The sequence below is a fragment of the Daejeonella sp. genome, assembly GCF_044232565.1.
Taxonomy (GTDB): domain Bacteria; phylum Bacteroidota; class Bacteroidia; order Sphingobacteriales; family Sphingobacteriaceae; genus Daejeonella.
The window spans coordinates 1-6,108 of sequence record NZ_JBIILQ010000170.1; the positions used below are offsets into that span (position 1 = coordinate 1).

At 35.5% G+C, this 6,108-nt stretch carries 6 protein-coding genes; 5 read left to right on the forward strand and 1 reads right to left on the reverse strand.

Features of this window, described 5'->3' with window-relative positions; all coding sequences use genetic code 11:
* Positions 1–320: 320 nt before the first annotated feature.
* Genes gap through ACILQF_RS09545 form a run of 3 tightly spaced genes read left to right on the forward strand, consistent with a single transcriptional unit; the run spans position 321 to position 2,989 of the window.
* Positions 321–1,319, forward strand: coding sequence for a type I glyceraldehyde-3-phosphate dehydrogenase (gene gap / locus ACILQF_RS09535; protein ID WP_395627181.1), 999 nt, complete (start codon positions 321–323; stop codon positions 1,317–1,319).
* Positions 1,320–1,328: 9 nt separating this feature from the next.
* A complete protein-coding gene (locus tag ACILQF_RS09540; RefSeq protein WP_395627182.1) occupies positions 1,329–1,760 on the forward strand; it encodes a GNAT family N-acetyltransferase in 432 nt (143 codons plus the stop codon).
* Between the two features lie 38 nt (positions 1,761–1,798).
* Complete coding sequence (locus ACILQF_RS09545; protein ID WP_395627183.1) at positions 1,799–2,989, forward strand: phosphoglycerate kinase; 1,191 nt, start codon at positions 1,799–1,801, stop codon at positions 2,987–2,989.
* 54 nt (positions 2,990–3,043) lie between these two features.
* On the opposite strand, the gene ACILQF_RS09550 is transcribed toward ACILQF_RS09545, so the two are convergent.
* The gene (locus ACILQF_RS09550; RefSeq protein WP_395627184.1) at positions 3,044–4,186 is read right to left on the reverse strand and encodes a glycoside hydrolase family 18 protein; all 1,143 of its coding nucleotides are present in this window, start codon (positions 4,184–4,186) and stop codon (positions 3,044–3,046) included.
* A 121-nt stretch (positions 4,187–4,307) separates the two neighbouring features.
* On the opposite strand from ACILQF_RS09550, the gene ACILQF_RS09555 reads away from it, so the two are divergent.
* Together ACILQF_RS09555 and ACILQF_RS09560 are read left to right on the forward strand one after the other, a co-directional pair.
* Positions 4,308–4,895 (forward strand): OmpA family protein, encoded by a 588-nt coding sequence (locus tag ACILQF_RS09555; RefSeq protein WP_395627185.1) that lies wholly within the window; start codon positions 4,308–4,310, stop codon positions 4,893–4,895.
* A 128-nt stretch (positions 4,896–5,023) separates the two neighbouring features.
* Positions 5,024–5,629, forward strand: a complete 606-nt coding sequence (locus ACILQF_RS09560; RefSeq protein ID WP_395627186.1) for an RNA polymerase sigma factor — start codon at positions 5,024–5,026, stop codon at positions 5,627–5,629.
* Positions 5,630–6,108: the final 479 nt, after the last annotated feature.

The following is a 6,108-nucleotide window of genomic DNA, read 5'->3' on the forward strand; positions in this document are numbered from 1 at the left end:
TTCTTCTGTGGCGCAAAAGGGATTAGTAGAACTTAAGGATATGCTCTGGAAGGTGATTAATGAGCATAATACGCTTGCAAAAGACTAATATATTTAATTTTTTTATCCTGAATCTGCCATTAGTATTGGGCATTTTTTGCTCCAAAATGTTTCCTTTGGCCTATAAAGTACTTTTTAATTGGATTTACCTTCAATTTCGATTGCTTCATAATGGTTTTCTAGGTTGTTTAAATGCTGTTTGGTAAAATTAATGCAGAATCCTTTCTTTTTAAGTTCAATTTTCAATCAATTGAATAACTTTGAACATTATTTGTGTGTTTATGAAAATAGCTATTAACGGATTCGGTCGTATTGGAAGAATTACTTTAAGAACCCTGTTAAGTAAGTCGGGAATCGAGGTAGTGGCCATAAACGACCTTTCAGATACAAAAACTCTTGCCCACTTATTAAAGTATGACTCTGTTCATGGTGCTTTTAATGGGACTGTTGAGTCTAGTGATACACATTTGATTATTAATGGAACGTCAGTTCGGGTTTTTGCTGAAAAAGACCCATCTGTTCTTCCTTGGACTGAGCTTGGAATAGATTTAGTGATTGAATCCACTGGTAAATTTACTTCCCTAGAAAAGGCAAGCCTACATTTAAAAGCAGGAGCTAAGCAAGTGCTGATTTCTGCACCTTCTCCCGATAAAGATGTGGCTACCGTAGTACTTGGTGTTAATGATCACCTTGTTGATTTGTTTTCTCCAGTACTTTCCAATGCTTCATGTACTACAAATAATGTTGCACCCATGGTGAAAGTTCTTGATGATAACTGGGGCATAATTGATGGCTACATTACTACGGTTCATTCGATGACGGGTGATCAGAATTTGCATGATTCGCCCCATAAAGATCTTCGACGTGCGAGGGCTGCTTCTGCGTCGATTATTCCCACAACAACTGGGGCAGCAAAAGCAATAACCACTATTTTCCCGCATTTGGAAGGTAAATTGGGTGGTGCTGGCATACGTGTTCCTGTATTAAATGGTTCATTAACGGATTTTACCTGTACATTAAAACAGCGCCCAAGTACTGAGGCAATTAATCAAGCTTTTAAAATAGCGTCCGAAAATTATCTTAATGGTATTTTAGAATATACAAGTGATCCTATAGTTTCAGTTGATGTGATTGATAATCCACATTCTTGTATTTTTGATTCCCAGCTTACTTCCGTAGTTGGTGAGCTAGTAAAAGTTGTTGGTTGGTATGATAATGAATCAGGTTATTCTAATAGACTTGCCGATTTAGTAGTAAAAATTGCAGGTCTTAGAAACTAATTCTTGATTATGATAAAGTTTATTAGCTCTGAAGATACACTCGCCATTAGAAGTCCCGTTTTGCGAGATGGAGCTGCTTCTCACTTATGTATTTTTGATGGAGATGATGATGAACTTTCTTTTCATTTAGGCTATTTTATTGATGATGAACTAGTATGTGTTGCTAGCTTTCATAAGCAAGAAAGAGAAGGTTTCTCTGGTTTGGGATATCAATTGAGGGGAATGGCTACTTTATTTGCTCAACAAGGCAAGGGGATTGGTAACCAATTGGTAAATTTTTCAATTGTTTATCTTCGTGGACAGAAAGCTAACTATATATGGTGCAATGCTCGAAAAGTAGCTTTTACGTTTTATTCCGGACTGGGGTTTGAATTTATTTCGGAAGAATTTGACATACCAAAAATTGGTCCGCATCGATCGATGTACCTTAAAATACAATAGAAAAAAATTAATTTTTAGCATTAATTTGATAGAATGATATGAATACAATAGATTTTTTGAATTTTTCAGGCAAAAAAGCCTTAATCAGGGTAGATTTTAATGTTCCTCTTGATGAGCATTTCAATATTACGGATGATAACCGTATGGTAGGCGCTGTGCCTACAATTGAGAAGATATTGAAAGATGGTGGTTCGGTTATTTTGATGTCACACCTTGGGAGACCAAAAGACGGTCCCGATGATAAATATTCTTTACGTCATATTGTAAAGCATCTTGCAATTCTATTGAATCGTGATGTTCAATTTGCTTCTGATTGCATAGGAGAAGATACGCTTGCTAAGTCAAAGGGTTTAAAACCGGGTGAAGTATTATTGCTTGAAAATCTTCGTTTTTACAAAGAAGAGGAAAAGGGTGATGAAGCTTTTGCTGAAAAATTGGCTCAATTGGGAGATGTTTATGTGAATGATGCCTTTGGTACCGCTCATCGCGCCCATGCTTCAACCGCTATTATTGCTAAATTTTTCCCAGAGGCTAAGTACTTTGGATATCTGATGGCTGGTGAATTGGCTAATGCGGAAAAAATCCTTAACCATGCTGATAGACCTTTTACTGCAATTATGGGTGGTGCTAAAGTTTCGGATAAAATTTTGTTGATTGAGAAATTATTGGACAAAGTTGATAACCTGATAATTGGTGGAGGTATGGCTTATACCTTTGCTAAAGCGCAAGGTGGGCAAATTGGGACTTCAATTTGTGAGGATGATAAAATGGCTTTGGCGCTAGAACTTATAGATAAAGCCAAAAAGAAAAATGTCAATCTTATTTTGCCTATCGATACAATCATTGCTGATGCGTTCTCTCCGGAGGCGAATACCAGAGATGTTAAATCTGGGAATATTCCTAGTGATTGGATGGGCTTAGATATCGGCCCTGAAACATCCAAGCTCTTCAGTGATGTAATAAAAAACTCCAAAACAATCCTTTGGAATGGACCAATGGGTGTTTTTGAAATGACAAAGTTTGAAGTTGGTACAAAAGCCGTTGCAGTAGCAGTTGTGGAATCGACTAAAAATGGAGCTTTTTCGCTAATTGGCGGTGGCGATTCGGCGGCTGCGGTTTCGAAATTTGGTTTCGAAGAGCAGGTTAGTTACGTTTCTACTGGTGGGGGTGCTTTACTTGAATACATGGAAGGGAAAGAATTACCAGGAGTAAAGGCCATTGCAGGATAAGGTCATTCTTAAAATTCGGTATATTTCATGTTTTTGAAATTGGTCTTTCCTATCTTAATTAAGAACTTTATCAATCACATTTAATAAATTCTCATCTGGATCATTGAAATATTCCCAGAAAAAGATACCGGCCATATTGTATTTTTTGACGTATCTAGCTTTCAGTTTGATGGATCTTTTATCGTCATAGGTAATGAAAACTTTTGTTTCAGGATTAAAGAGATAGGGTGCTTTGGCATGTCGATCCCAGTGGCGTTTATAACCATTTTTATTAATAAACTCGGTTTTAAGCTTTCCAAAACCACCACTTTGCCCTGAAACGGCTTTTGATTGAAGAACCTGAGGCTGATTTAAACCATTATTTGTTTTTGTTTCTGCTTCTCTGCTTTTTCCATAAAATGCTGCTCCTAGCACTAATTTACTCGGAGGAACACCTGCTGCCATGAAATCTAGAGTAGACTGATGGGCCGAGCTACCACTTTCCATACCTTTGGATGGAAAAAGATTGGTATGGTGATTTACAGTTTTGCCTCCATAATCATAGGTCATGATCAGGATATAGTCTAATATTTTTGCTACCTCGGCCATTTCTGTATTTTTAACAAATGATTTTGAACCGCCAACTGCTGCAGTAAGGAGATATTTCCTGCCAGTTTCAGCTTCAAGCTTGCTTAACTCAGCACGAATATCTTTGAACATTAATGTGAAGTTTTCTTTGTCTTGAGGGCGATAGACATTGCCTTCTTCCCCTCTCATAGCAGGATATTCCCAATCGATATCTACTCCATCTAGGTTAAATTGCTTAATAATATCAACACTAGTCTTTGCGAATAATTTTCTGGAACTTGGGGTGAGGGCTGCATCTGAAAAGTTTTCACTCCAGGACCATCCACCAATTGAAATCAAAATTTTAAGATCAGGATTTATTTTTTTGAGTTCATTTAACTTACGAAAGTTTGTGGAGTCTGTTTTTAAATTCGTTAAAAATGCGGCGCTATCTTTGACATTTACAAAGGCATAATTGATGTGCGTTAGTTTTTGGGCATCGATATCTTCTACCTTTACCAATCCACGGTAGCCACCAACATATCCGTTTACAATAAATTTATTTTTGTTCTGAGCGGATGTATTGGTTAATAATATGGTTGAAAAAATGAAAGTTAGTATAAAAGTTATTGCTGTAAATTTGAATTTCATAATCTGTTTTTTATCAATACAAGATATTAATAAAAAATTATTTTTCTTAGTCTAAAATTTGGTATCAAAGCAATTAATAGTAGATTTAGTGATATTTATAATTATTAAACATTGATTCTTAATGAAAAATTTAAAAACTACATTTTCTACCATTGCATTTGCATTTTTAATGGCTATTGTCATATTTCCTTCTTGTAAACCTAAGAAGATTGTGAGTCAGCCGGTTGTTCAAGCACCAGTTCAAGAAGCCCCAAAACCTGTTGTTGAGGCAGATTCTGATGGTGATGGTATTCCTGATTCAAAAGACAATTGTCCCAATAAGGCAGGAACTGCCACGAATGGCGGTTGCCCGGAGACCCCAAAAGCAACAGAACCAAGTTTTAATTATAAAAACATTCTTTTTGAGTTTAATTCATCCGTTCTAAAAACATCATCCTATTCAGTACTTGATGACATTGCCAGAGAAATGAAAAAGTATCCTTCAATGAATTTCTATTTAAACGGACATTCATCAGCAGAGGGTACAGATAAGAGAAATATGACACTTTCTATCGACAGAGCTACTGCAGTAAAAAGTTACTTGGTAACAGCAGGTATCAATGCTTCTAACTTAGAAGCAAAAGGTTTTGGTGAGTCAATGCCTTTAAGTTCAAACGATTCTGAAGCTGGTCGTCAGTTGAACCGTAGAGTTGAGATTAAGAAAAAATAAGGATTTTAATTTTTACTATTTAAGGGCGCCTATTAATTTAGGCGCCTTTTTTTATTTATTTTCATTATTTATTTTTAATTCATCTAAAATTCATCTTGGGCTTTCATATTAACATTAAATATGATATTATGAAAGCAATTGGAGTTCAAATGAATAGTATAAATGCTATTCCAAAATTAACTAGCAGAAGATTTCGTCCAACAGAGGATCAGTTAGTGATTGCATTAAAAAACATGGATAGAGGCGCAATGAACTCTTTGTATCAAATGTATTCGGATTCCCTTTACCGAGTTATTACAACAATTGTTCAGATTGAGGAGATTGCACAAGATATTTTACAAGAAACCTTCATTAAGATCTGGAAGTCATTTGGCCAATATGATCCTAGCAAGGGGAAATTATATACCTGGATGGCTAGGCTGGCAAGAAACCTTTCAATTGATCATTTGAGGAGTGTTAATTATCGAAATTTTTCCTCAAATGAGGATCTTTCAAATCTTACACAACAAATCGATCAAAAATTCCAAATTTTATTTAATCCTGAGATTATTGGGGTAAAAGATATGATCCGAGTTTTGAATGATGAGCAAAAAAACGCTTTGGATCTCGTTTATTTTAAGGGATATACACAAGTGCAGGCTGCAGAGGAGTTAAAGATTTCGGTTGGAATTTTACGCGCACGATTGCAGTCTTCGATTATGGTTTTACGTAGAACATTTACTTGCGACCAATGATTTAACATAGCTATATGGATTTATTAATATTTTGGATTTTTTTTCGGTCTCCAGCAATCCAAACTACGTCGCCCCATTCAAAAACAGTAAATGAATTGGGGTTTATAATTCGCGCTCTTGGGCAATTGAAATGATCATCGATAGCATTAATTTATAATGAAAAGATTATAATGATTAATGGCATCTATTACATAACTGATGAAAATTGATGCAATAAGGCCATTTTGCCAGATTTGATCCCATTCAAAAAAATGGCGCGATTGCAGAAACTAGTATCTACGCTTTTTATGAGTATCAAAGCTTGGGTTAACGATGCTCAAGCAGAGAAAAATAAACAAATGCTTGGGAGTCAGCGAAAGAGAAGTTAAAGAATTTAAAATCCTAATCGTGTTTAGCTAATTATAAACAGCTCATTTACTGGTTTATATTGCCTTATTATATTTCTTCTGTTTTCTCTTTGCTTTAGAATAATCTGAAAA